The following is a 23,012-nucleotide window of genomic DNA, read 5'->3' as shown; positions in this document are numbered from 1 at the left end:
TCAGATAACCTTTCAGCAACGGGAGTTGGCGGCAAAAAAATGAAGGCGACATTCTATCAGGTTGCGCGTGGGGCGGCTATTGTGTGTTAGAGTTTAAGCGTCTTTTACCTCGTAGTTTGCTGGTTTCGTTGTAGTTGGGAATACCTCATGTTTATCAAATGCTTGCGTCAGGTTTTGGCCTGTGTCGCGCTGCTGTGGGCGATCTCTGCCGGCGCCGTTACTGTGCCGGGGCTTTACAGTGCAGAAATAAAAGTTACCCGCGCAGGCGCAGGGCCTGACTCGCAACAGGTGGCTGAAGGTCTGGCGCAGGTGCTCATCAAGCTCAGCGGCAGCACCGAAGTTGCGAACGAGCCAGGTTACAGTGCGGTACTTGCCCAGGCACAGAGCTTGCTGCGCGAATCCGCCTATCGTAGCTCGGCTGATGGCGAGCACTGGTTGCAGTTGCACTTCGATCCGGCGCAGCTTGATGAGCTGTTGCAGGATGCGGGTATTCGCGGCCCAGGGCAGCAGCGTCCGGCGCTGTTGCTGTGGCTGGTGGTCAAGCAGGCCGGGGCTGCGGAAGATTATATAACGGCGGATCATCCGGCTTTGCAGGCGTTGCTGGTACAGGCGCAGCGTCGTGGCCTGGCGCTGCAGTTGCCTTTGCTGGATTTGCAGGACTTGCAGCAACTGCCGCCGGAACTGCTTTGGCGGCAGGCCTCTGATGAAGTGCGCCTTGCTTCGCAGCGCTATGCGCCGGATGCGGTGCTGGCCGGCCGGATATGGTTCGAAGCGGGTTTCTGGTTCAGTGAGTTTGAGTTTGGCGGCGAGCGGCGTGAGACGCAGCGTTTTACGCCTGTCGGAGAACTGGATGAGCAGATGGCGGACGTCGTTGATACCGTGGCGGACTCTTTGCTGCATGTGTCTGAGCTGGCGCCACTGGATTATCGGCCCCAGGGGCTGGTGCTGCAGGTAGAAGGGATCAATGGTCAGGCGGACTATCTCGCGCTGGTGGATCGCTTGCGTGCCAGTGAAGGGGTCACGGCGGTTTTTCCGGAGCTTCTGTCCCAGGGGCGGCTGCGCCTGCGTTTGCAGCTCGATACCAGTGTGGAGCAGTTACAGGAAACGCTGCGGCTGGATAGTCGCCTGGCGCCGGTGGGGCCAATGGATGGCGTTTATATGCCGGACACAGGTTTGCTGCAGTATCGCTGGCAGAACTGAACGCATGGATAGGGAAGGCATCGCATGACGGAATCGCAACGCTGGTTTTTACTGATAGTCACTCTGATTATGGGGGCGCTGGTGTATATGCTGGCGCCGATTCTGACGCCCTTTCTGGTGGGAGCCTTGCTTGCCTACCTGTTCGATCCGGTGGCGGACCGGCTGGAAGCGAAACTGGGACGCACCGGTGCGGTGGTGACAGTGTTCGTATTTATGACGGCTGTGCTGGCACTGACGATACTGTTGCTGCTGCCGCAGTTGGGTCGTCAGATTCAGGTGCTGCTGGAACGGGTTCCCATGATTATCGACCTGGTTGAAAAGCGCCTGGTGCCGCTGCTCGAATCAACATTGGGAATGGATTTGGCGGCCATGGATCTGGGCATGCTGAAATCCATGCTGGCGGGCAACTGGCAGCAAACCGGCAGTCTGATGGCACAGCTTGCAGGCGGTATTACCCGCTCAGGTCTGGCGGTGCTCGCCTGGATCGCCAATCTGGTGCTTATTCCGGTCGTGCTGTTTTATCTGCTGCGGGACTGGGATCTGATGATGGCACGCATTCGCACGCTGCTGCCGCGTTATCTGGAGCCCAGAGTTGCGCTCTGGGCCAATGAATGTGATGAGGTTCTGGGTGCCTTCATAAAGGGGCAGTTGCTGGTCATGCTGGCGCTGGGCATTATTTATGCGGTCGGTCTGTGGCTGGTAGGGCTTGATATTGCGCTGTTGATTGGTATGCTGGCCGGCCTCGCCAGTATCGTGCCCTATATGGGGTTCATTATCGGCATCGTTGTAGCGGGTGTTGCAGCCTTTATACAGTTTCAGGATCCGATGATTCTGCTCTGGGTAGGCATGGTATTCGCAATCGGGCAGGCACTGGAAGGCATGGTGCTGACGCCATTGCTGGTGGGGGATCGGATAGGACTGCATCCTGTGGCCGTGATCTTCGCGATCATGGCGGGTGGGCAGCTGTTCGGGTTCGTTGGCGTATTGCTGGCGCTGCCGGTTGCGGCGGTGATTATGGTGCTGTTGCGCCATTTGCACCGGGGTTACAAGAGCAGCACGCTGTATGGGTCGGCGCAGGTTGCCGAAGTGGAATTGCTGAATACAGAAGCGGATGAATAACACGGCTCCTTTCCAACTCCCGCTAGGCGTATCGCTGCGGGATGATGCGCGTTTTGAGAATTATCTGACCGGCGCCAACGGCCTGGCTCGCGCAATGTTGCAGCAGGCGGCCGAAGGTGAGGGTGAGCTGCTTCTTTACCTCTGGGGGACTCCAGGGGTTGGCTGTACCCATTTGTTGCAGGCCGCATGTCACGCCAGCGAGCCCGCGCGCCGCACGGCCGTCTATTTGCCTTTGCAGGAATTGCTGCACCTGGGCCCCGGCCTGCTGGATGGCATGGAGCACCTGGACCTGGTGTGCATCGACAATGTGCAACTGGTGGCGGGCAACAAGCAGTGGGAAGAAGGGCTGTTTCACTTCTTCAACCGCATTCGCGCACAGAATAACCGTCTGGTGGTGGCAGCCAGCAGTGCACCGCGTCAGCTGGGTATCAAGCTGCCGGATCTGGCGTCACGCTTGAGCTGGGGTATGGTGTTTCAGCTACATGCGCTGCCGGATGAAGACAAGGAACGTGCTCTGCAGCTGCGTGCCCAGGCTCGCGGCTTCCAGCTATCCAGTGAAGTGGTGCGCTACCTTATTCATCATGCCAGCCGCGATATGGGGGATCTTTTCGGTCTGCTTGATCGGCTGGATCAGGCATCCCTGAGTGCCAAGCGCAAAATTACAATTCCCTTTATCAAGCAGGAGATGGGCTGGTAGCACCGGCGCATTTCCTGTCTTGTGTCTTGCCCCTGCTGGGGCTTTTCTGCATCATCCCTATACGGTTGAACAGCTGGGCTATGGAATCATGGCGCTGTTTATTGGCTGTGCCAACGGCTGCTGGCAATGAAAAATTTATAATTTATGCAAACCAAGACCCCGGTGATAAATAAGATGTTAGACGAGCGGACAATGCGGGATTTCGGCGCCCGGGATGAAGACGAGCAGCAGGCGTTTCTGACTCAGACCTGGTGCGACAAGTGTCAGCAGGCCAATCTTGGCATGCATACGGTGATCGAGTACGAACTTAAGGGTGTTCTGTTTATCGAGGGCAAGTGCACGGGCTGCGGTGAGCCGGTATTGACCGAGCTTACGGATGACGATTTCTGAATAGCGGGGCTGGGTGAACGGTGTCCAACGAATTTGAAAACCGCTTTGGCGGCACTCGCAGGCTGTACGGCGTTGATACGGTTGAACTCTACCGTCGCAGCCATGTGTGCGTGGTGGGTATTGGTGGCGTCGGCTCCTGGGTTGTCGAGGCACTGGCCCGTACGGCCATAGGCCGGATTACCCTGATTGATCTGGATGATATATGTGTCACCAACATCAATCGCCAGATCCATGCGCTGAGCGGCAATATCGGCCGTTCCAAGGTTGAGGCCATGGCCGAGCGAGTGCGGGCGATCAATCCTGAGGCGGTGGTGGGGGAAGTTGAAGAGTTTATTACCACGGAAAATGTTGCCGAGCTGATCAGCGGCGACTTTGATTATGTGGTGGATGCAATCGACAGCCTGCGAGAAAAGTCTGCCCTTATTGCACACTGCAAGCGGCGCAAGATTCCGCTGATTACCATCGGCGGGGCTGGTGGGCAAGTGGATCCGACCCGCATCGATATTGCTGATCTGAGCCGTACCAGTCAGGATCCGCTGGCGGCCAAGGTGCGCTCCTGGCTGCGGCGCCATTATGGTTTCAGTACGTCTAGAAAGTTTGGTGTTGATTGCGTCTATTCGACCGAACAGCTGGTGTACCCGCAGCCCGACGGCACTGTCTGTCAGCAGAAGACCCTCGCAGAGGGGAGTACGCGGCTGGATTGCGACGGCGGCTTTGGTGCTTCCGTTTGTGTTACCGCCAGTTTCGGCTTTGTAGCGGTCTCGCGGGTGCTGAAAAAACTGCAAGAGCGTGAAGCCCGTCGTCTGGCGGCGCTGCCCGATCCGAACTCGATCTAGCCAGTACCCTCGCGTTTCGAATATTACCTCTGCTATTGAAGCGTGCCTGGGTATCTCAGCCCAGGCCGACCTTGATCCCCAATGCCATCAATGTCACGCCAATCGCACCTTCAATGCGCTGGCGTGTGCGCGCCAGTGCCTGCTGTACTGCGGGTCTTGTCAGCAACATCACAACCAGACTTAGCCACGCCAGCTCAATGCTGACCGGCGTTAGCCCGTAGAGCATGAGTGCGGGCCAGCCATGGTCCTGCTGCAGCACCTGGGAAAACATGGCCATAAAGAACAGCAGCACCTTGGGGTTGAACAGGCTGATCATAAGGCCTGCGAGAAAGCTGTGCTGGTTGCTCGTTGCTGCGCCGACTGTGTCCGGGCTCTCGGGCTTGCGGCTGCTGAGCAGAAAAATCACACCCATATAAAACAGATAGGCGCTGCCGAGCCAGCGAATGCCGGCGTACAGCCCTGGCGACTGGCTGATCAGGGTGGCGATACCGACGAGAGACAGGGAGGCGTGTATCAGCAGTGCGGTAGCCAGGCCTGCTGCAGTGAAAAAGCCTGCCCTGCGACCGCACCCCAGAGTATTGCGCAGCACTATGGCCATGTTTGCTCCGGGAATCATGGCGCCGAGCAGGGTAATGCCAGCAAAGAGTAACCATTCAAGCATAGTGTCAGTCTCTGGGGTCGTAAATCGTGACGCCCAGTGTACGGAGTGGGATACAGATGCCGCTAATCCCAATTGCTGATAGGGGTTATAATTCCTGATTATGACCTGGCGAGGGCTTTGAAAAACGCGATTTTTCCAGTGCATGGTAGAAGCGTTCGCGTACAAAGCCATGGGCGGCATCATGTTGCTGGCGCTGATGCCAGATCAGAGAATAGCGCACCCGTTCGACCTCAAAGGGGAGCGGGCGCAGTGCCAGATTATGCCGCTGCCTGAGGTTTTCAGCCATGTGGGTCGGCAGGGTCAGGATGCCGTCACTGCTGGCGCAAAAGGCCAGCGCGGAGTGAAAGAAAGGCACGGTGATGCGGACCCGTCTGAGTCTGCCCAGTGTCGCCAGGGCGTTGTCCAGAGCGCGGTTTTTGTCGCCACCGCCGCTGATGCTGATATGGTCTGCCTGGCTGTATTGATCCAGGTCGGGGCCGCCGTTCAACAGCAAGGGGTGATCGGCACGCAGCAGGCAGCTGTAGCTGTCTTCGCCGACCTGGCGGCCGTGAATATCGTCGGGTACTTCATTCAGGATGCAGGCGGCCAGATCCATGCGGCCTTCACGCAGGTCAGTGATCATGGCGGGCTCCCACAGATGAAAATGCAGTTGCAGCCCGGGGGCGGTGCGGCACAGATCCTCGACCAGGGTAGGCAGAATATGTTCGCTGGTATAGTCGGTGATGGCGATATTGAAGCGGCCCTGAAACAGTGCCGGATCGAAGTGGTCAGGCATCAGCAGGCTCTCAATGTTCAGCAGCAATGGTGCTACTTGTGCTGACAGGGCTTCGGCCCTGGGGGTCAGTTGCATCTGGTTACCGACCCTTACCAGCAGTGGATCCCCCAGCAGGGTTCGCAGCTGGGCCAGATTGCGGCTCATGGCGGGTTGCGTGACGAAGAGGGCGCGAGCGGCCTGGCTGACGCTGCGACATCGCAGCAGCTGATGCAGTGCTGTTAACAGGTTGAGGTTGATGCGTGATAATTCCATGGTGCAAGGATATCAGTTCAAGTTATGCCCGAGCATGGAGAAGTGAAAATACCTTAAGCAGTTGGGGATGATTCGCTCAAGGGCAGGGATGTGGCGCCGATAGAGAGGGTTGTATCACGGGATAAACGCTTCAAGCCCGACCCAAGGTAAATAAGCAGTATATAATTGGCGGGTGCGCGACGCTGGCCTTGCCGGTGATGCGTAGCAGTTCCCGCGCTGAATATGGAGATAGCCTGGATGCAGCCTGACCGAAGGCCGTTGAGTCGGACCGATATGACACACTCAGAGGCCTCGTGCGCCAAGGGAGGACTTGATCGCGGTTTTGGAAACATGCTGCAGCAAGCTGCCATCTCGCCGGAACTGGCTGCAGAGCTAGCGGCAGATCAGACAAGTAATCGGTTGGCGCCACTCGAAAAGACACTGCTCGCGCGCTGGCCGGTAGCGAACTACACGTCGGTGCTGCGCGACCCGCTCCAGGCACTGGAGGATGGCCGGGCAGATTACGATATCTTTCTTGATGGCGCTCAGCGGGTTCTCGATGAGTTGTACCAGTTTGATATCTCAGCGCTTATTGAATTACGCTATCCGGTCGGTGGCGTGCAGTTCGATTCGCACAGATTTGAATTGTCGGATCTGTTTTTGGGGCAAATGTGGCTCGCCCAGGCTCCCATGCTTGAATGGCTCGCTACCCATGCTCCCCGGCTTGAGTCTCTTGCTGCCCGTGCCCGGCCCTATGCGCTGGCACAAAGCGCGCTGTGGCTCGAGCGTGAGGGTGCAAAGAGTCGTGCAGGGGCCATCGATTCGGGTCAGCTTTACCCCTATTTGCAACGTCTGTTTAGTGACGCTTTTAACCTTGTGGGTATTTTCGCGCTCAAGCCCTCGCACCGCTTGAGTGCAGGCCTTGATCCTCTGCTGCTGGCTGGTGGCGCCCTGCGCCTGGATCAGGCGGATGCTTCGGTTGGCCAGGCGTTCGATTTGCTGGAGGTCGATGTGCGTGGTGCGACCTTCACGCAACTGCGTTGCGCAGCAGAGCTTTTGTATGAGGCGCAACTGATAGACGCGCAGCAATATGTATTGCTCAGCCATGGACAGCACTTTGCTGAGTGCGTCACAGACGGCGTGCATAAGGCTGCCGATGTCAGGGTGCGGGACTGGATCGACGTTTTTGAGCAGGTGCTTGCGGACCTGTGGATGCGGGGCGATCTGGGGGCCTCTATTCAGGCTGTGCTGGAGTTGCTCAAGCAGGCGGACAGTGCCGCAGTTGCCTGACTGGAGTCGGGTATCGCTGTGTTGCCCCTTTCTACATTGCTGGGCGATCACCCAAATCTGTAATCCGTTAGGCAGTATTTGTGTGTGCGGGGCGCGCAGGCGATTCTAGGCCTATGCTATAGCAACGGTATTCAAGTTGCAGGGCCTGACCCAATAGGCAGAAAAATCTGAAAAATACTGGGATATTCGCCTTGTATTTGACATAACCGATTGATTTTATAATGGGTATCGCCGACCCTATGGGTCTTGCCTTTGGCGCTCATCCGGGCGTTAACAGGCTCCGTTAGAGGCATCCATAGTGTGGCAGTCGCGTGCTGCATGGAATCACTGGATAACAACGAAGGAAACAAACAACATGATAAAACTTAAATCCGCCTTCACCGCTTCGGTACTGGCAGCCGGAGTCATGCTGGCAGGCGCTGTGCAGAGTGTATCTGCGGCTGAACCGACCTATGTGACCATAGGCACCGGCGGTCAGACGGGCGTCTATTACGTCGTGGGTCAGTCGATTTGCCGACTGGTGAATCGCGGTGCCGATGATCATGGTATCAAGTGTACAGCGCCTTCTACCGGTGGTTCAGTCGCCAACCTGAACGCCATTCGTGAAGGCGGGCAGGATATGGGCGTGGCACAGTCCGACATGCAGTTCCATGCCTATAACGGCACCGACAAGTTTGCCGAACAGGGTGCCAATCCTGAGCTGCGGGCGGTGTTTTCCGTACACCCCGAGCCCTTCACCGTGGTTGCCCGCACCGATTCCGGCATCAAGGTGTTTGATGATCTCAAGGGCAAGCGCGTGAACGTTGGCAACCCGGGATCCGGTCAGCGCGGTACCATGGAAGTGCTGATGGAACGCAAGGGTTGGACACTGGACGACTTCAAGCTCGCCTCCGAGCTCAAGTCTTCCGAGCAGTCCCAGGCGCTGTGTGACAACAAGGTTGATGCGATCATCTTTACCGTGGGTCACCCCAATGGTTCCATCAAGGAAGCCACAACCTCCTGCGACGCCCTGATGGTGCCTGTGGAGGGTGCTGAAGTGGACACGCTGATTGGTGAAAATGACTACTACGCCAAGGCGATTATTCCGGCTGGCATGTACAAGGGTACTGATGCAGACACGGCCACCTTTGGTGTGGGCGCGACCTTCGTATCCTCAACCAAGGCTGATCCTGAAGTGATCTACCAGGTGGTCAAGGCTGTGTTTGATAACTTCGATCGCTTCAAGCGCCTGCACCCGGCATTCGAAAACCTGGATCCAGCGCTGATGATCAAGAACAACTTGTCGGCACCGCTGCATGATGGTGCGGTTCGATACTACAAAGAACGTGGCTGGATGTAATCACGGGCTTTTTTTTAGAACGGCTTGCCAATTAGGCAGGCCGTTTTGCGTTTGGCTCACCGCGTTTTGCGGCTTAAGTGTGGGCGCAGTAATTAACCGGAGATTTTATGAGTGACCCAAAAAAAGGCCCTTCAGCCATTGATGAAGCCGGGCTGCAGGATATGGTTGCAGCCACTGACAGCGGTGCACGCAACCCCCTGGGTTTTCAGAAAATTCTGTTGCTCGGTACGGCGCTGGGGTGGTCCTTGTTCCAGCTTTGGATTGCGTCGCCCCTGCCATTTTATGACTGGCCACTGATCGGCAGTTTTGGTGTTTTTAACGATACCGAAGCGCGTTCTATTCACCTGGCGCTGGCGGTGTTTCTGGCGTTTCTGGCTTATCCCGCTTTTGATGGTTCCCCTCGAGACCGGGTTCCTGTCATGGATCTCGTGCTGGCCGTGCTGGGAGCATTTTCGGCGGCCTATCTGTTTATTTTTTATGTCGAATTGTCGACCCGCCCGGGCGCGCCCCTCATGCAGGATATAGTGGTGGCCTGTATTGGTGGTGTCCTGCTGCTGGAGGCAACCCGACGTGCGCTGGGGCCTCCACTGGTGGTGGTTGCGCTGGTATTTCTGATCTACACCTTTGCCGGCCCCTATATGCCGGAAATTATTGCCCACAAGGGCGCGAGCCTGAAACAAGTCGTAAACCATCAGTGGGTCACTACCGAAGGCGTCTTTGGCATTGCGCTGGGAGTGTCAACCAGCTTCGTATTTCTGTTTGTGCTCTTTGGTGCGCTGCTCGACAAGGCCGGTGCCGGTAACTATTTCATCAAGGTCGCCTTTTCGCTGCTTGGGCACATGCGTGGTGGCCCAGCCAAGGCTGCGGTGGTGTCCTCGGGCATGACCGGGCTTATTTCCGGCTCTTCCATTGCCAATGTGGTGACCACGGGCACCTTTACCATTCCAATGATGAAGCGGGTGGGTTTCAGTGCCGAGAAGGCCGGTGCCGTCGAGGTGGCCTCGTCGGTCAATGGCCAGATAATGCCGCCAGTCATGGGGGCTGCGGCTTTCCTGATGGTTGAGTATGTTGGGCTGTCCTACGTTGAGGTCATTACCCATGCGTTTCTGCCGGCACTGATTTCCTATATAGCGCTGGTATATATCGTTCACCTTGAGGCCCTGAAACTGGGTATGGAAGGACTGCCGCGCCGCGGTGTTGTACGCCCCTGGCAGATGCGACTCATGGGCCTGTTGCTGGGCTTTATGGGCACAGCGGTGGTGGCTTTTGCGGTTTACTTTGGTATCGGCTGGATAAAACCGCTGCTCGGCGATGCGGCCGGTATTGTTATAGCGCTACTGCTCTTTGGGGTCTATGTCGGGCTTATTCGCTTTGCTGCAGGTTACCCGGAGCTTGAGCTGGATGATCCCGAGTCCGAGGTGGTGGAGCTGCCGGAGACCGGGCCGACCGTGAAGTCGGGTCTGCACTTTATCCTGCCGGTGGTGGTACTGGTGTGGTGCCTGATGGTTGAGCGACTCTCGCCTGGGTTGTCTGCCTTCTGGGCCAGTGTGCTAATGATGGTCATACTGGTCACCCAGCGTCCGCTGTTCGCGTTATTCCGTAAAGAGGGACAGCTGGTGGCAGCCTGCCATGCAGGCTTTGATCAGCTGATTGATGGCTTGATTACCGGTGCCCGCAACATGATCGGTATCGGTATTGCCACCGCAACGGCCGGCATTATTGTCGGTGCCGTATCCCAGACCGGCGTAGGCTCGGTGCTGGCGGATCTGGTGGAAGTCATGTCATTCGGCAACTTGCTGCTGATGCTGATACTCACCGCCGTACTCAGCCTGATCCTGGGTATGGGGCTGCCGACCACCGCTAACTACATAGTGGTGTCCTCCCTGCTGGCGCCGGTTATCGTGACACTTGGGCAGGAGTCCGGGCTGATAGTGCCGCTGATAGCCGTGCATCTGTTTGTGTTCTATTTCGGCATCATGGCCGATGTCACACCCCCTGTAGGGCTGGCGTCCTTTGCGGCGGCGGCGGTGTCTGGTGGTGATCCGATTCGCACCGGCTTTGTGGCTTTTTTCTATAGTTTGCGCACCGCCATACTGCCGTTCCTGTTTATCTTCAATACCGATCTGCTGCTGATCAATGTCGACTGGCCCCATGGCATCATGGTGTTTGTAATCTCGACCATCGGCATTCTGCTGTTTACCGCGGCCACCCAGGGCTATTTCCTGGTGCGCAGCCGTGTGCACGAAACGCTGTTGCTGCTGCTTATTGCCTTTTCGCTGTTCCGACCGGGCTTCTGGATGGATCGGATTGTGGATCCATACGAAGTACGCGATGGCTCTGCGCTGCTGGATGAGGCCCTGGATATCCCTTCGGGCACGGCTTTGCGGCTGCATATACTGGGCGAAGATGAAATTGGCAACGAGCGCCGTTTCGTCGTCTTGCTGCCGGCAGGTGAGGGCGACAACACCCGTGATCGGTTGATGGATGCAGGGGTCGAGCTGATGGACGATGACGGCAAGGCGCTGGTGGATGGCGTGAACTATGACAGCCGGGCAGAGCGTGCAGGGCTCACGTTTGATCAGGTTATTGAGCGTATCGAGATTGCTCAGCCTCAGCCTGCGAAGGAGCTGATCTTCATTCCTGCGTTGTTGCTGCTGGTACCGCTTGTCATGATGCAGCGTCGTCGGCGCGAGACTCAGGCGAAGGGCGGGACTGCAAAGGCCTGAAAATCGGCCGCCCACCTGCGGGTGGGCGGTCCTGACAGAGCCGGCCGCGGGCCGGTCGAGGACCGATCATGTTCAAAACTATTCTGATACCGGTTGACCTTGAAGAACCTGCTTTTGCCCAGCCCGCCATTGCAATGGCGCTGCGCGAACTGGACCCCAATGGTGGCACGCTGCATCTTATGACGGTGATGCCGGGTTTTGCGTCCCCGCTGGTGGCGTCCTACTTTGATCCAGCCGTGCTGAAAAAGGCCCATGAGGGTGTGAACAGGCACCTGGTGGAGTTTGCCGCCAAGCAATTGCCCGCCGATGTAACGCACAGACTGTCGGTGCATCAGGGCAATCCTGCAGAGCGAATTATCAAGCAGGCGGCGGCGATTAACGCCGATATGATTATCATGTCGGCGCATCATCGCAGCCGCCTGGATAGCGCGCTGCTGGGGTCAAACTCCGCCCGCGTGGTCGAGCGTGCACAGTGTTCAGTGATGATTCTGCGCGGTGATGCGCTTAAAGCCACCTGATCTGCAAGGTTTCAGGTTGTTCTTCACGACAGCGGTGATAATTCGCTGATCAATTCCTCTCTGCGGCGCAGCGCCACTATCGCTGTGTCGCCCAGTCGTGCGGCTACTTCACTCAGAAGCGCTTCCCCCAGGACAAAGAATCCCGCCATGGCATTGCTGTAAAACAGGCTGCGGTTGGGTACGCAAAAACTGCAGCTGGCAATTTTGTGCAATGGTGAGTCTTGGGCGTCGGTCAGTGCAATGACTTCGATGCCATGGTGCCGTGCAATTTCGGCTGTCCTGATCACGCTGTCCGTGTAGGGAAAGCAGCTGGTGACAAGCAGCACGTCGCCAGGCTGCAGCGGGCTCAATGCATCGGCGATGCCCTGGCGCCCGGCCTCGAGCGTCGCAACGTTGGGTCTTATCATGCCAAGGGCATAGCCCAGGAAGTAACTCAGTGCATAGAACTGGCGCACGCCATAAATCCGTATCTGCCCGGCTGCGGCCATCAGTTCGGCTGCGCGATTGAAGCTGTCTGGGTCCAGGTTATCGATCATTGCGCTGATGTTACTGCATTCCTGCTGGCCGACTTTTGCGGGTAGGCCAGAGTCTGCGAGGCCGGGTTCACGCACCAGTTGACTGGCTTGCTCGCTGTAAAAATGCAGTGGACTGCCGGTTAGCTCAAGTCTGAACAGCTGCTGCAGGCCATTGAAGCCGCTCAGCCCCAGGCGATGTGCCAGGCGGGTCAGGGTGGATGCGTTGACGCCATGGCGTTCGGCAAGCTCGGTGATGGAGGCCACGGCAACCTTTTCCGGGGTACCCAACATGGCGTTGAGGACCCGGCGTGACTGGCCACCAAGCCGGATAGGCGCCTGCTTGCTGTCAATATCGGCCAGCAGTTGCCGCAGGCTGCTAAGGTTGTGGGGCGGGGTAAAGCCTGATGTATTCATCGCCAGAGTCCGCTGTATATCGTTCAGGCACTGTCGCCGGGTGCGCAGTATAACCTGCACTTAGCGCAAAATTAATTGCATTTTAATTTATATGCAAATATATTTGCAAAACACCAACACTGCCGAGTGCACTTTAATGACCCATGTCTTTCATCGCAATATCCACCAGTCCTACCCGGTCGCTGTTGCCGGTGAGGGCCCATATATTATTGCTGCTGACGGGCGCCGCTATCTGGATGCAAGTGGTGGCGCCGCGGTTTCCTGCCTGGGTCATAGTGCAACCGAGGTGGTTGAGGCCATTCAGAAGCAGGTGGCCAGCCTTGCCTATGCGCATACCTCGTTCTTCACCACAGAACCGATGGAGCAGCTGGCGGACTTTCTTATCGAACGGGCGCCTGCGGGGCTTGAGTACGTCTACTTTGTGTCCGGTGGTTCGGAGGCGGTTGAAGCGGCGCTCAAGCTCGCGCGTCAATACTTCACTGAGACAGGGCAGCCGCAGCGCAGGCACTTGATTGCGCGGCGTCAGAGCTATCACGGCAATACTCTTGGGGCCCTGGCCACCGGTGGCAACGCCTGGCGCCGTGCCCAGTTTGAGCCGCTACTGACTCAGGTGAGTCATCTGACGCCCTGTTACGCTTACCGTGAGCAGGCTGAGCATGAATCGGACGATGCTTTCACGACGCGGCTGGCGCAGGAGCTGGAGGATGAAATTCTGCGTCTGGGAGCGGATGAGGTGATGGCCTTCGTTGCAGAACCCGTGGTGGGGGCAACGCTGGGGGCTGTTCCGCCTGTGCCGGGGTACTTTCGCAAAATACGCGAGGTATGCGACCGCTATGGCGTGCTGCTGATACTGGATGAAGTCATGTGCGGCATGGGGCGTACCGGAACACTTTTTGCTATCGAAGAAGATGGCGTCAGCCCCGATATCACTACTATTGCCAAGGGTCTGGGGGCGGGTTATCAACCCATAGGCGCAACCCTGGTGAGTGGCCGTATTTACGCTGCGATTGCCGCAGGCAGTGGTTTTTTCCAGCACGGGCACACTTACATTGGTCATGCCACCGCCTGTGCTGCGGCCCTGGCGGTACAGCAGACCATAGAGTCGCGCCAGTTACTGCCCAGGGTGCAGATGCTGGGTACTGCGTTGCAGCAGCGCCTGCACAGCCGCTTTAGTGAGCACCCCAATATCGGTGACCTGCGCGGCCGGGGCTTGTTCCAGGGGATTGAGCTGGTGCGTGACAGGGCAACCAAGGAGCCCTTTGATCCGGCGCTGAAATTGCACGCGCGCATCAAGCAGGCCGCGATGAACGAAGGGCTGATGTGCTACCCCATGGGCGGTACTCTGGATGGTCTGCGGGGCGATCATATTCTGCTGGCGCCACCCTTTATCCTCGAAGAGTCGCATCTGGATGAATTGGTGGAGAAACTCGAGCGTGCAATTAGCCAGTCACTGCGTGCCGTAAAGGGAGCAGGCGCATGAAGTCACGCCTGAGTGAGCTGACGCCGGGGACTATGAGCGCTGAACAGCAGCGCGTGCTGGATGCTATTCTCAGCGGCCCGCGGGGCAATCTGGACGGCCCCTTCCTGGCCTGGATTCACAGCCCTGGGCTGGCCGACCCTGCCCAGGCGCTGGGCGCCTACTGTCGCTACCATACGTCGATGGCGCTGCGCCTGTCGGAGCTGGCGATTCTGGTGACGGCAGCCTGGTGGCAGTCCCAGGCTGAATGGCAGATCCACGAACCCATAGCACGCCAGGCGGGTATTGCCGATTCCGTGATCGATGCACTGCGCCTGGGTAATGCGCCCGCGTTTGAACACGCCGACGAGCAGCTGGTGTATCAAATCGGCTGTACTCTGTATCAAACAAGGCGTATCGATGATGCACTCTATCATCGCGCCGTCGCCGAGTTCGGCGAGCCCGCACTGGTCGAGCTGGTGGGAATCTTTGGCTACTACGCCCTGGTTGCCATGACCCTGAACGTGTTTGAGGTGCGCCGCGATGGCGCGCCTGAGCTGCCTTTCAGTGAACCCGATCCCGTGGGTTCTGGAACTTAAAGACATAGCTTGGTTTAAGGCGCTTTAACCCAGATCCAGCCCTCTTTCTCAGCCAGTGACTGATTTTCCGGCGGCAGTGTTGTGCCCCGCAGAAAGTCAGCTGCGGCCAGGCAGCAGATCACCGCGTCCAGAGTATCGGCTTTGCTGAGCAGCGGGGCAGGATCAGGAATCTCAATGAGGGCGGACAGGCCTTCAATTATCTGTGCCCGCATCTGGCGTTGCTCGGCGCTGTTGTTCTTGTAGCTTTGGTATGGCAGGCCATGGCTGAGCAGAGTGCCGCCAGGGTACACCTCTATCGCCGAGGTCTGTTGCAAAGCTGGATTCCAGGCGAGCGGTATGGGGTTGCTCGTCAGTTCACGTAGCCGGGCAAGGATCGCGAGTGCGGCCAGAGCGGTTCTGGCGATACGGTCAGCCCCGACGTCCAGCGGCTGTTTGCCGATCCTGCTTTTGATAAAACGGTCGGTCTCTCGCCGGAACAGCAGATTGCCAGGGTACTCAATAGGCATGCCCGCAGAGTGGGGCGCCAACGAATCTCCCAGAGAGCTGGGCCAGCCCAAGGGAGCATCCAGCGCGATGAGCGTGGGACTGGGGACTGAAATCCATTGGACTATGTGCGTAGCGATATTCATTCCTGAGCAGCCTTGCTCTGCCGACTCGAGGCATAACTGACCATCTTTCAGTACAGACTTGGCTAACCCCACCTTTTTGGGGTCTGTCGCACAGTCGATCCCGATAATAACGATCTCCATATCACCTCCATATCACCTTCAAGTCACCTCCATACTAACTTCGTAGCTGATGATCTGAACAGCCATGCAGTTGCGCCAAGGCCTGCTTGATTCTGAACACCGTGCCTTTGTGGCTTCCGCTCATTCAGTTGTAAAAAAATTATTCATGCGTTTGCCCTGCCGTTGGCGCCTACTGAAGGTCTTTTTACCCGGGGAACAGGGGGAGCGGCGGCGGTTCCTGGTGCTCGCCAGACATCCATAAGGGAATCTAATGTTTAGCAGAAATAATTGGAATTTTGTTTTGGCCTGATGTTAGACATTATTGTCGCTGTGGTACGCAAAAATATAAACAAAAGTTAGTGAGGCTAGATTATGTCTAATATTATTAAGCAAGTACCCAAAGTTTATGTTCTGGACAACGGCCGTATGAAGATGGATAAAAACTTCATGGTCAGCATGCATAATCCCGCCACAGCTGCCGATCCCAATAAACCAAATCAAATGATCGAGTTTCCGATTTATACGGTTCTGATCGACCACCCCGATGGCAAGGTTCTGTTCGACACTGCCTGCAACCCCAATGGAATGGGCGAGGGTGGCCGTTGGCCGCAGGAAATTCAAAACCTGCTGCAGTTTACCGCCGAGGTGGATGGCCAGGACTGCCATTTGCATAGTCGCCTGGAAGAGATTGGTGTCGATCCGCGGGAAGTCGATTATGTTGTCGTATCACACCTGCACCTTGATCATTCAGGCTGCCTGGAACTCTTCACCAACGCCAAGATTATTGTGCATCAGAACGAGTTCAACGCAGCGCTTCAGAACTATGCGCAAAACAGAAGTGCGGAAGGCTTTATCTGGGACGATGTCGATGCCTGGATCAAGAACGACCTGACCTGGCGCGTTGTGAAGGACGACGAAGGGGATCTGGATCTGCTGGACGGAATTCGCATCCTGAACTTTGGCAGTGGCCACTCCTACGGCATGCTGGGGCTGCATATTGATCTGGCCGATCATGGGGGCTTGATTCTTGCGTCGGATGCTGTGTACTCATCCGAAAACTACGGTCCCCCGTCCCGCCTTCCCGCGACTATCTACGATTCGATCGGCTATATGAAAACGATTGATAAAATCCAGAAGTTGTCCAGTAAAACCCAGTCAGAAGTCTGGTTCGGTCACGATGGTGAGCAGTTCAGTACGCTCAGGAAATCCACAGAAGGTTATTACGAATAAGGCGGTTTATAAAGTGGGTGATATCATGTTTATAGAATCCTTTCGTGTAAAGGTTTATGTGATCGAAGAGTATCTGGAAAAGGTTCTGGGCGCTATTCAAAGCGTAACGGATTTGAAGTACGGAAATTACGACGGGGTTTCCTGGTGTTCTCATCCCGGAATCGAACGCTGTACCCCCCGTGCAGGCTCCGATACCTACGACGGTGAAATCAATCACCCTTTTTCCATCGAATCGATCAAGGTCGAGTTTTCTATACCACGTGACAAGGCGCTTCTTTCGAAAATCGTCAAGCAGATTTTCGAACATCATCCCTGGGATGAGCCCGTTATATCTATTTCAGAAACGCTGGATACCCGAAAGAACGGCGTTGTCTGACTGTAAATTCTAACCGGTTACAGGTTGGGATTTTATCGCTGACTTTCATATTTCCGAACTTTGGAAGTCATGCCGTACATATTATAAAACCCATGGTGGTAGTGCGATGAAAGGCAAAATTGCTGTAATGAGTAAACCCGGTAGTCTGGAATATCAGGAGTACGAGGTTCCGTCGCCGGGTCCCGGATCGGTTGTCGTTAAGGTGCTGTGCAGCAATGTTTGTGGCTCTGAGCTCCATATCTGGTCCGGGCACCATCCCAAGAAATGCGGTGGTCTGGGGCACGAAACGGTTGGTGTCGTGCACGAGCTCGGGGAGGGGGTTGTCACCGATAATGCCGGTCAGGCTATCAAGGTGGGGGACCGTATCGCGGCGACCTACTTTATCGCCTGTCAACGTTGCGCTTCCTGCCAGTCGGGCAAGCTCAATCTCTGTGAGAATGCCTACAGCTTCTGGGCAAAACAGCCGGAAGAAGCGCCTCATTTTCATACCACCTTTGCCACGCACTACTACATTCACCCCGGGCAGTTTTTTTACAAGGTCCCGAAAAACGTTCCGGACAAGCTGGCGGCCGGTGCCAACTGCGCGCTGTCGCAGGTCTACTACGGTGTCGATCTGTCGGGCGTGTCCATCAACGATTCGCTCGTCGTACAGGGTGCCGGCGGCCTGGGCATATATGCGACCGCAATCGCCAAGGCCAAGGGTGCCAGGGTCATTGTCATTGACGCCGATTCATCCAGGCTCGAACTGGCCAGGGAGTTCGGAGCGGACCACGTTCTGAATATCCAGCAATACCCGACCAGGGAAGAACGCATCCAGGCCGTCAAGGCTCTGACCGATGGTCGTGGCGCGGATGTTTGCGTCGAAGTGGCGGGTGTGCCGGAGGCGTTCGTCGAAGGGTTGGAGCTGGTGCGCAGCGGCGGGCGGTTCGTCACCATGGGTAATGTCACCCCCGGTAAAACCATCCTCATTGATCCGGGCTTCATCACCCGGCAGCAGATCAGCATCATTCCGGTGATGCGTTATCAACCGCAGTATCTACACAAGGCACTGACGTTCTTGAGCGACAATATCGAGAAGCTGCCGTTCCACAAGATGCTGGACGCCGAGTACAGCCTTGAAGGTGTTGAGTCTGCACTTTCGGACTCAATGTCGAGGAAGGTAACCCGCGCATCCATCGTAATGAGCGAGGGCTGATTTGACAGGAGATCGCGGGTCGAACTTCCAGTGCCGGTGACGGCCTGGTTGTTTGACATATTCCTGGACGGCTTTTCAGTTTATTTGCGTTACATCACCTTTGGGGTCTCGCTTGGGCTAGGTAAAAGCCGGGACCCTTTTTTAATTCACACTCGCAATCGCTTTTATGCTTTAGAAAGTGATAGTCATTTACTGCGACCTGATAAATTAGGTCGTAAACCTAATGGGTATAGCGGCGAGGAAGGGCATATATCATGACGTCTTCGATAATTGATTCCAAACTTTTTGCTCCACTTTTTCATTCGAATGAAATGCAGGCTGTATTCAATGATGACGCCCGAGTTGAGGCTTATCTGGAAACGGAAGCTGCGTTGGCCCGTGTGCAGGCAAAGCTGGGCCTGATTCCTGCGTTAGCAGCCGAACAGATTGACCAGGCCGCCAAAAGTGTCGAGATCGATATGGATCGCCTCGCCAGTGATACCGGAACGGTCGGTTACCCGATTCTGGGCCTGGTGCGCCAGCTGGCTGGTGCTGCGGGCGAGGATGCCGGTGGTTACGTCCACTGGGGCGCGACCACCCAGGACATCATGGATACCGCGACAGTCCTGCAGATACGCAAGGGTCTGGAGTTGATCGGCCGTGACCTGGATCGGGTGGAAAAAGCGCTGATGGTGCTCGCCAGGGACCATCGGGATACCGTGATGGCTGGGCGTACGCACTTGCAACACGCGCTGCCGATCACTTTCGGCTACAAGGCGGCCATTTGGCTCGAAAGCATTCGGCGTGCGCAGAGTCGTCTCCAGGAGATGCGTCCGCGGGTTCTAAACGCCCAGCTCTGGGGCGCCGCCGGCACCCTGGCGTCGATCGGCAATAATGCCGAGTTGCTGACCGGCAGCCTGGCGCAAGAGCTCGGCCTGTTCACGACTATTGCGCCCTGGCATTCGACGCGTGACGGTTTCGCCGAGGTCGGCTGTGGCTTGGCCCTGATGACGGGGTCGCTGGGCAAGATCGCCTTCGATATCATGATCATGTGCATGGACGAGATCTCCGAAACCGCGGAGCCCTTCGTCAAGGATCGCGGCGCATCGTCCACCATGCCGCAAAAGCGCAATCCGATCTCCTGCGAGGTGATTCGTGGTTGCAATCTTGGGGTCGGCAAGGCAGCGGCCATGCTCATGGATGCCCAGGAGGCGGACTTCGAGCGTGCCACCGGACCCTGGCACGCGGAGTGGATTGGCCTGCCGCAGGCATTTGTACTCGCTCACTGCGCACTGTCCCAGGCTGTGTACCTGCTCGAGGGGCTGGAGGTTTTCCCCGACAGAATGGCGCAGAATCTCGATATCAGCAAAGGGCTGATCGTTGCCGAATCGGCCATGATGGCGCTGGCGCCTTACGTGGGTCGACAGTCCGCCCATGATATCGTCTACGACGCCTGCCGCGAGGCGCAGAGAAGCGGCGGCTCGCTGTACGAAACGATGGTGAAGAATGAAGAAGTCACCCGGCATATCAATGCTGAACAGCTGAAAACGGTACTGTCGCCTTCGTCCTATCTGGGGCTGTCCCAGCACATCGTCGATAGGGTGCTAACCGGCTGAGAGAGGTATCGAGCAAGATCACAGCGATGACCGCCTTTTGGGGAGCCTGCAGGGAGCACTCGGCGCTCGAAGCGCTTCATCATTGGGCCTTTCGGGAATCATGGGCCCTGTGCGGCCCCCATGAAAGCCGGCAGGCCTGCGCCCGCGTTTTATGGGGTGGCTGATCCGTATGCAGAGAAACTGTTCGTCAGCCTGATTTGTAAAGGCAGGCCGTGCTCTGGCCCGGTGTGGTAATGGAAGGATCGCGGTCGTCGAGATGAAACATAAGTATTTCTACTGATTTAGAGAAAGAAATGGAATTTTGTTCTGATGCAGTTTTTGTCACCATGATAAACCTCATGGCAGAGGAACAGGGCGTCAGGACAGTCGGAGAAATAAAAACATAATTTTTACTTTCTTGAATTCCTAAATGCCAGAAGGTTGTAGGCATTCGATAAGAACAATTAGGGTAATCAAATGAATACCGATGCTAAAGAATACGTAGGTGCCATTGCCGCTCCTATCTCAACGGGTGGGAATAGCATTCGCAGAATGCAGATCATAGGTATACTGTCCGTGATCGCCGCAGCTTTCCCTCTGGTTGCATTTCCCGAAGAAGGGAAAATATTAATCGACGCGCTTTTCAAGTGGATGACGCACTCTTTCGACGTTGTCTTCCTGTCGATCCCCATCATTTCTATTATATTCCTCACCTATCTGGCGTTTTCCCGCTATGGGAATATCAAGCTGAGTTCGGACCAGGACGCACCGGCGGAGTTTTCCATGAGTTCCTGGGCCATGATGGTGTTCCTGGCAGGACTGGCGACCGGGCTGATGCTGTGGGCCGGAACTGAGTGGGGTTATCACTATGCCTGGACGCCATTTGGTATCGAGGCCAACAGCATGGAAATGTATACCGTGGGCCAGGCCTACGGGCTTTTCCACTGGGGACCCTCTGCCTGGGCGATCTACTGTGTACCGGCCATCGCCATGTCCTATATTTTTTATGTCCGTAAAAAGCATATCTACAACCTGAGCGAAGCCTGCCGCGGTGCCCTTGGAGACCTCGTGGACGGTCGTCTGGGCTCCGTTATCAATTACATGTTTATTTTCGGCATGCTGGGGGCGGCGGCGACGTCCCTTGGGCTCGGTACGCCCATGATCAGCCTGGCTGCGGCACACGTGCTGGGCGTGGAGCCGGGCCTGACTATGGATATCGCCGTTATTCTCGTCTGTACTGCGGTTTTCACGGTGAGCAGTGGGCTGGGTCTCGCCAAGGGCATCAAGCGCCTGAGTATTTTCTCGACCTTCGTGACCGTTGGCATCGTGGTGTACATCCTGCTTGTTGGCCCGACCCACTTCATCATGGGTCTTGGTTTTGACTCCGTGGGCTACGTTGTCGAAAACTTCATCAAGATGAGTACCTGGACTGACAGCATCAACAAAAGCGGTTTCCCCCAAGCGTGGACCATTTTCTATTGGGCCTGGTGGATCGCGTATGCCCCCTTTGTCGGCATGTTCGTGACCCGTATCTCCTATGGACGCACTATCCGTGAAGTCATTGTCGGCATGCTTGTTTTCGGAACCATCGGCTGCGCGATGTTCTACGTGGTGCTGGGCGGGTACGGCATTGATCTTCAGATGACAGGGCAGCTGAACGTTTCAGAAATCGTCAATAACGACGGTGGGCCTGCGGCCATGCTGGAGATTTTCAAGACGCTGCCGGGGGCTTTCCTGCTGATTGCCTGCCTGGCGGTATCTGGCATCGTCTTGCTCGCAACCACCTTCGACTCCGCCGCCTACGTGCTGGCCTGCACGACCTCGACGGCGCTGGACGAAGGTCAGGAACCGGCAAAATCCAATCGCCTGTTCTGGTGCCTCGTGATTACGATCCTGCCGCTAGCGCTGCTGTTTGTCGGTGGCCTGAAAAGTCTGCAGACCGTCTCCATCATAGTCGCTCTGCCACTCATCCTGATATTGTTCTGCATGATTATCACGACGATAAAGTACATGAACGAGGACAGGGCCATGCTGGCGGATCGCTTGCAGGATTAACTTTTTACACAACGCTTTGTGTGGTTTGTAGCGAGTCCCGGATTTTTATCTGGATTATTGAGAAAACCAGGGTTTACTGACTGAAAATTTATACCTTTCAGATGTGGTAACCTGATAAGTAAGCCCTGATTGTCTCATGCGCGATAGGAGAAAATATAATGAGAAGACCTCCGCCACATAACTGGTTGTTCGTTTTTAAGGTTATCGTTGAGTCCGGTTCGATCACCGAGGCTTCCGAGAGACTTAACGTATCCCAGTCAGCAGTCAGTCAGCAGATAAAGTCACTGGAAGACTATCTTGGAAGACGGCTTATAATAAGAAGTAAAAAAGGGGTTTCTCTGACCGACGTTGGTAAGCATTATTATAATGTCATAAAAATCTCACTGGACAGAATATCGCTGGCTACGGATCAGCTATTTGGTCAAGGGCACAGAGGTACAATCACCGTAAAATCGAACTACTCCTTTGTGGACGTCTGGCTATCCAGAAACCTATCTGAGTTTCACGACTTGTATCCGAACATCTGTGTCGAAATATATACTGGCCTTTGGTTGACTGACTTCGGTGGCTTGGAACATGGTATTGAAATCAGATATGGAGATGGTGACTGGAACGATGCGAACTGCTATCAACTTACAGATGACAGTATATTTCCAGTGTGCTCGCCAGCGCTGAAAAGCGAAGTAAAAAATATAGAAAACCTTCTCGACTACCCACTTGTTTCAGTAATGGGTAACAAGGTAGGTTGGTCGGAGTGGTTTCGTCATCACCAGGTGGATTTGAAAAACACGCCTTCCCGACTTTATGTCGAGAGCAACTTGCTGGCCTATAAATCTTCAATGTCTGGAGATTATATATCCCTGGGTATCGATTCGCTGGTGAACGGATTTGTCGAACGTGGCGAATTAGTGAAGCTTGATTTCGGAAGTATAAAGACGCGAGAGAACTTTTTTATACTGGAGCCCAGTGAAAATTCCGTGTCGGAACAAGAGACTTTGTTTGCGGATTGGGTAAAGTCTAAATATGTGTTCTCCCGGGTATAACGAGTGTTTAAAAATAAATGCAGGCTTGCTATCAAGTCGTGGAAA

General features: G+C 55.9%; 21 protein-coding genes. 17 read left to right on the top strand and 4 right to left on the bottom strand.

Annotated elements, in window-relative coordinates:
* Positions 1-147: 147 nt before the first annotated feature.
* From MPRO_RS12015 to tcdA, 5 genes are all read left to right on the top strand, one after another.
* On the top strand, positions 148-1,200 hold the full coding sequence (locus tag MPRO_RS12015) for a DUF2066 domain-containing protein (RefSeq protein WP_067292487.1): 1,053 nt from the start codon (positions 148-150) through the stop codon (positions 1,198-1,200).
* 24 nt (positions 1,201-1,224) lie between these two features.
* Positions 1,225-2,319, top strand: coding sequence for an AI-2E family transporter (locus MPRO_RS12010; protein ID WP_067292483.1), 1,095 nt, complete (start codon positions 1,225-1,227; stop codon positions 2,317-2,319).
* Positions 2,312-3,016: a DnaA regulatory inactivator Hda gene (gene hda / locus MPRO_RS12005; protein WP_067292480.1), complete on the top strand. Its 705-nt coding sequence runs from the start codon at positions 2,312-2,314 to the stop codon at positions 3,014-3,016. Before MPRO_RS12010 ends, hda begins: the two co-directional genes overlap by 8 nt.
* 192 nt (positions 3,017-3,208) lie before the next feature.
* Positions 3,209-3,406 carry a hypothetical protein gene (locus MPRO_RS12000; protein ID WP_082708707.1) on the top strand — a complete coding sequence of 66 codons (198 nt, stop codon included), beginning with the start codon at positions 3,209-3,211 and terminating at the stop codon, positions 3,404-3,406.
* A gap of 20 nt (positions 3,407-3,426) precedes the next feature.
* Positions 3,427-4,242 carry a tRNA cyclic N6-threonylcarbamoyladenosine(37) synthase TcdA gene (gene tcdA / locus MPRO_RS11995; RefSeq protein WP_067292478.1) on the top strand — a complete coding sequence of 272 codons (816 nt, stop codon included), beginning with the start codon at positions 3,427-3,429 and terminating at the stop codon, positions 4,240-4,242.
* Between the two features lie 55 nt (positions 4,243-4,297).
* On the opposite strand, the gene MPRO_RS11990 is transcribed toward tcdA, so the two are convergent.
* Both MPRO_RS11990 and MPRO_RS11985 read right to left on the bottom strand, forming a co-directional pair.
* Positions 4,298-4,903: a LysE family transporter gene (locus MPRO_RS11990; protein WP_067292475.1), complete on the bottom strand. Its 606-nt coding sequence runs from the start codon at positions 4,901-4,903 to the stop codon at positions 4,298-4,300.
* An 85-nt stretch (positions 4,904-4,988) separates the two neighbouring features.
* On the bottom strand, positions 4,989-5,930 hold the full coding sequence (locus MPRO_RS11985; RefSeq protein ID WP_067292472.1) for a LysR family transcriptional regulator: 942 nt from the start codon (positions 5,928-5,930) through the stop codon (positions 4,989-4,991).
* Positions 5,931-6,260: 330 nt separating this feature from the next.
* Between MPRO_RS11985 and MPRO_RS11980 the strand changes: the two genes are divergently transcribed.
* From MPRO_RS11980 to MPRO_RS11965, 4 genes are all read left to right on the top strand, one after another.
* Positions 6,261-7,199: a hypothetical protein gene (locus MPRO_RS11980; protein ID WP_067292468.1), complete on the top strand. Its 939-nt coding sequence runs from the start codon at positions 6,261-6,263 to the stop codon at positions 7,197-7,199.
* 355 nt (positions 7,200-7,554) lie between these two features.
* Positions 7,555-8,538: a TAXI family TRAP transporter solute-binding subunit gene (locus MPRO_RS11975; RefSeq protein WP_067292465.1), complete on the top strand. Its 984-nt coding sequence runs from the start codon at positions 7,555-7,557 to the stop codon at positions 8,536-8,538.
* 107 nt (positions 8,539-8,645) lie between these two features.
* Complete coding sequence (locus MPRO_RS11970) at positions 8,646-11,264, top strand: TRAP transporter permease (RefSeq protein WP_067292461.1); 2,619 nt, start codon at positions 8,646-8,648, stop codon at positions 11,262-11,264.
* A 68-nt stretch (positions 11,265-11,332) separates the two neighbouring features.
* Positions 11,333-11,782 (top strand): universal stress protein, encoded by a 450-nt coding sequence (locus MPRO_RS11965; protein WP_067292458.1) that lies wholly within the window; start codon positions 11,333-11,335, stop codon positions 11,780-11,782.
* A gap of 23 nt (positions 11,783-11,805) precedes the next feature.
* Here the strand turns inward: MPRO_RS11965 and MPRO_RS11960 are convergent, their stop codons facing one another.
* Positions 11,806-12,711: a MurR/RpiR family transcriptional regulator gene (locus MPRO_RS11960; RefSeq protein WP_067292454.1), complete on the bottom strand. Its 906-nt coding sequence runs from the start codon at positions 12,709-12,711 to the stop codon at positions 11,806-11,808.
* A gap of 136 nt (positions 12,712-12,847) precedes the next feature.
* On the opposite strand from MPRO_RS11960, the gene MPRO_RS11955 reads away from it, so the two are divergent.
* Together MPRO_RS11955 and MPRO_RS11950 are read left to right on the top strand one after the other, a co-directional pair.
* Positions 12,848-14,191, top strand: a complete 1,344-nt coding sequence (locus tag MPRO_RS11955; protein ID WP_067292451.1) for an aspartate aminotransferase family protein — start codon at positions 12,848-12,850, stop codon at positions 14,189-14,191.
* A complete protein-coding gene (locus tag MPRO_RS11950; RefSeq protein ID WP_067292448.1) occupies positions 14,188-14,766 on the top strand; it encodes a carboxymuconolactone decarboxylase family protein in 579 nt (192 codons plus the stop codon). Before MPRO_RS11955 ends, MPRO_RS11950 begins: the two co-directional genes overlap by 4 nt.
* A gap of 14 nt (positions 14,767-14,780) precedes the next feature.
* Here MPRO_RS11950 and MPRO_RS11945 read toward each other — a convergent pair whose 3' ends face one another.
* Entirely contained in the window at positions 14,781-15,515 is a 735-nt protein-coding gene (locus tag MPRO_RS11945) for a DUF429 domain-containing protein (protein WP_067292444.1), read from the bottom strand.
* Between the two features lie 351 nt (positions 15,516-15,866).
* On the opposite strand from MPRO_RS11945, the gene MPRO_RS11940 reads away from it, so the two are divergent.
* From MPRO_RS11940 to MPRO_RS11915, 6 genes are all read left to right on the top strand, one after another.
* The gene (locus tag MPRO_RS11940; RefSeq protein ID WP_067292441.1) at positions 15,867-16,724 is read left to right on the top strand and encodes an N-acyl homoserine lactonase family protein; all 858 of its coding nucleotides are present in this window, start codon (positions 15,867-15,869) and stop codon (positions 16,722-16,724) included.
* 25 nt (positions 16,725-16,749) lie between these two features.
* Positions 16,750-17,100: a YqfO family protein gene (locus tag MPRO_RS11935; RefSeq protein ID WP_158651802.1), complete on the top strand. Its 351-nt coding sequence runs from the start codon at positions 16,750-16,752 to the stop codon at positions 17,098-17,100.
* A 127-nt stretch (positions 17,101-17,227) separates the two neighbouring features.
* The gene (locus MPRO_RS11930) at positions 17,228-18,295 is read left to right on the top strand and encodes a zinc-binding dehydrogenase (protein WP_067292518.1); all 1,068 of its coding nucleotides are present in this window, start codon (positions 17,228-17,230) and stop codon (positions 18,293-18,295) included.
* Between the two features lie 254 nt (positions 18,296-18,549).
* A complete protein-coding gene (locus MPRO_RS11925; RefSeq protein WP_067292436.1) occupies positions 18,550-19,890 on the top strand; it encodes a class-II fumarase/aspartase family protein in 1,341 nt (446 codons plus the stop codon).
* A 531-nt stretch (positions 19,891-20,421) separates the two neighbouring features.
* A complete protein-coding gene (locus MPRO_RS11920) occupies positions 20,422-21,924 on the top strand; it encodes a BCCT family transporter (RefSeq protein WP_067292433.1) in 1,503 nt (500 codons plus the stop codon).
* 158 nt (positions 21,925-22,082) lie between these two features.
* Entirely contained in the window at positions 22,083-22,967 is an 885-nt protein-coding gene (locus MPRO_RS11915) for a LysR family transcriptional regulator (protein ID WP_067292429.1), read from the top strand.
* Positions 22,968-23,012: the final 45 nt, after the last annotated feature.

The organism is Marinobacterium profundum (genome assembly GCF_001528745.1).
GTDB lineage: Bacteria > Pseudomonadota > Gammaproteobacteria > Pseudomonadales > Balneatricaceae > Marinobacterium_A > Marinobacterium_A profundum.
The sequence above is the reverse complement of the archived record's forward strand: the minus strand, read 5'-3'. Positions and strand labels throughout refer to the sequence as shown.